This is a genomic window from Mucilaginibacter sp., assembly GCF_028287845.1.
In the GTDB taxonomy this organism is placed as follows: domain Bacteria; phylum Bacteroidota; class Bacteroidia; order Sphingobacteriales; family Sphingobacteriaceae; genus Mucilaginibacter.
In genome coordinates, this window is record NZ_JAQBOW010000021.1 from 1 (window position 1) to 3,081 (window position 3,081).

At 42.5% G+C, this 3,081-nt stretch carries 3 protein-coding genes and 1 pseudogene; all 4 read right to left on the bottom strand.

From position 1 onward, the window contains the following. Positions 1-859: pseudogene (locus JWP71_RS01775) on the bottom strand (F0F1 ATP synthase subunit beta); the annotation flags it as partial. A gap of 203 nt (positions 860-1,062) precedes the next feature. Further along, positions 1,063-2,052, bottom strand: coding sequence for an NAD(P)H-quinone oxidoreductase (locus JWP71_RS01780; RefSeq protein ID WP_299496428.1), 990 nt, complete (start codon positions 2,050-2,052; stop codon positions 1,063-1,065). 108 nt (positions 2,053-2,160) lie between these two features. Beyond that, a complete protein-coding gene (locus JWP71_RS01785; RefSeq protein ID WP_299496430.1) occupies positions 2,161-2,652 on the bottom strand; it encodes a cupin domain-containing protein in 492 nt (163 codons plus the stop codon). A gap of 105 nt (positions 2,653-2,757) precedes the next feature. Then, on the bottom strand, positions 2,758-3,081 hold a 324-nt coding region (locus JWP71_RS01790; RefSeq protein WP_299496432.1), incomplete at its 5' end, for a type II toxin-antitoxin system VapC family toxin.

Sequence of the window (3,081 nt, forward strand, 5' to 3'; positions counted from 1 at the left end):
CGGCTTGTGTAAAGCGGAAGATGTTATCAATAAAGAATAATATATCACGACCCTTGCCATCAGCATCACCATCGCGGAAATACTCGGCAATAGTTAATCCGGAAAGCGCCACACGTGCACGTGCACCTGGGGGCTCGTTCATTTGTCCGAAAACGAAGGTTGCTTTTGAGTCTTTTAATGCTTCTGCATCAATTTTGCTCAAATCCCATCCACCTTCTTCCATTGAATGCATAAATGCGTCACCATATTTTATAATGCCCGATTCAAGCATTTCGCGCAAAAGGTCATTACCTTCACGTGTACGCTCGCCAACACCTGCAAATACCGATAAACCATCATACGCTTTCGCGATGTTGTTAATCAGCTCTTGTATCAATACGGTTTTACCAACACCGGCACCACCAAACAATCCAATTTTACCACCTTTTACATAAGGCTCTAACAAGTCGATAACTTTAATACCGGTAAACAATATCTCGGCCTCGGTAGAAAGATCTTCAAAACGGGGAGGGTTGGCGTGTATAGGGCGGCCATTTGTTTTATCTAAGTTAGGGATACCATCAATAGCATCGCCCACTACGTTAAATACCCTACCTTTAATATCATCGCCGACAGGCATTTTAATTGCTGATTCAAGATCAAGAACATCCATTCCGCGCAATAATCCATCAGTTGAATCCATGGAAACCGTACGAACACGGTCTTCACCCAAGTGCTGCTGAACTTCTAAAATGATCTTTTGACCATTTTCTTTAGTGATTTCTAACGCATTATAAATTTTAGGAAGCTGAGCATTGTCAGCGAAGCTGACATCCACAACCGGACCGATGATCCGGGAAATTTTTCCAATGTTTGGCATATATAACCTGGTATATTTTTAAGAATTTAAAAAAAATAGGTGAAAATTCTATCCGCTATTTCAGGGCGCAAAGTTAAGATTTCCGTCCTAATATTAAAATATTTACCATAAGATTTTTTTAACTTATTTTTCACTATCGCAGCGGCGCCATATCTTGCGTTTGTTTAGCAGGTAATATAATTGAAGCGCAATATGTTGCGCCGCTACAAACCCTCAAACCTTAATACAATTTTACCTATATGCATGCTGCTTTCCATAAGCCTGTGCGCTTCCGCCGCTTTTTCAGCCGGGAATATATCATGTACAATGGTCTTTATTTCGCCGGATTCAAAAAACGGCCATATATATTTTTCCAGGCTACGCGCAATTGCGCTTTTAAAGTCAATATCCCTTGACCGCAGCATTGAGCCGGTTATGACTAACCGTTTACGCATAACCACCGACAGGTCAATCGCCACATCCTTCCCGTTCATCATATTGATCATCACTAATCTTCCATCATCAGCTAACGACTGCAAATTACCGGGAGTATAATCGCCGCCTATCATATCTAAAATTACATTAACGCCTTGGTTGTTGGTTAGCTCCTTTATGCGGTCGGTAAAATTTTCGGTTTTATAGTTAATGGCTTTTGCGGCGCCCAGGCTTTCACAAAAGCTGCATTTTTCGTCAGAGCCTGCGGTTACATAAACCGTGCTGCCCATAGCCTTTGCCATTTGTATAGCCGCCACGCCTATCCCGCTGCTGCCGCCATGAACCAGCAGACTTTCGCCGGGCTTTAAACCGCCACGGTCAAATACATTGCTCCACACGGTAAAATAAGTTTCGGGCAACGATGCGGCTTCAATAAAGGTAAGGTTATCCGGCAGGGGGAGGCACTGCCCTTCGGGCACATTACAGTAATTCGCATAGCCGCCGCCCCATACCAGGGCGCAAACTTTATCTCCTACTTTCCACCGGGTAACATTGGCGCCAACCTGGGCGATAATGCCTGCAACTTCCAGGCCGGGTATCTCGGTTGGGGCACCGGCAGGAGGGGGGTAATTACCCTTGCGCTGGGATACATCTGGTCGGTTTATACCGGCCGCGGCAACTTTTACCAATACTTCATTCGGGGCATATTCGGGTTGTGGCCTTTCCGCTACCTGTAAAACTTCAGGCGGGCCCGGCTGGGTAATCACTACTGCTTTCATCAAGGTTAAAGATATAGGAATAAACGCTAATTAACCTTTAGTGTTCTGATGATTGTAACATGTCGATGTAATTATCCGTTGATTCAGCCAAACACGAACCCTGTGCCATTACTGTCGGCACAATTGGTCTAATAAAACTTTATGTTGAGGGTATTGCGCAATTAATTCATGTTTTTTGGCCATTTCAAACTCATTGAAATCAAATCCCGGGGCAACCACGCAGCTAACCAGTGTAAATCCGCTGCTCAACGGGATGGCGGCTGCAAACCATGAACCTGCAGGCACAACAACTGATAAATTGCCAGTATCATTATCAGCTAATTCATAGGCGGTGTATTGGCCTTCCTGATCAATAACATGAATGAGCAGCGGCATGCCTTTATGAAAATACCATATTTCATCAGAAGCGATACGATGGAAGCCCGAAAAATCAGTTCCTTCCAGTAAGTAGTAAATAGAGGTACAGGCTTGTTTTATAGTAGTTTCGGTTGCTCTTACTACCGCCTGCTGCGAGCGGAAAACTTCCGTATAATAACCACCTTCAGGATGAGGCTGCAGTTTTAAACGATCGATCCAGTAACTGGCGTTAAGTACTTGCATTATAATTGAGTTGAATCAGCGTATAAATATGTCTTCAAATATCCAAAATCCAGATGATTTTTGTTTAAATACAGGCTAAATAAAATTACGCAACCCCGACCAGAATTACAGAAGATGTATCTCTTCCATTCTTTTGAAATGTTTTTTATTTAAGGTAATCAATGGAATTTCATTAACTATACATGTTGCAGCAATAAAGATGTCTCTAAATTCAATCATCTTATTCTTTTGTTTGAGTTGATGATAAAGTTGGGCTGCTTTAAAAGCTATGGTATCTGTAAAAGGAAGTACCGTGAGATCGTCAGTTAAAGCACGCACATCGTCCTCTTTTTCCTTAGTAGTTGCACCCATATAAAGCTCATAAAGTGTAACTGAAGAAATATATAATTCTTCATTATCAGGAAGAAGGTAAAGGGTTGTATTGAGTTT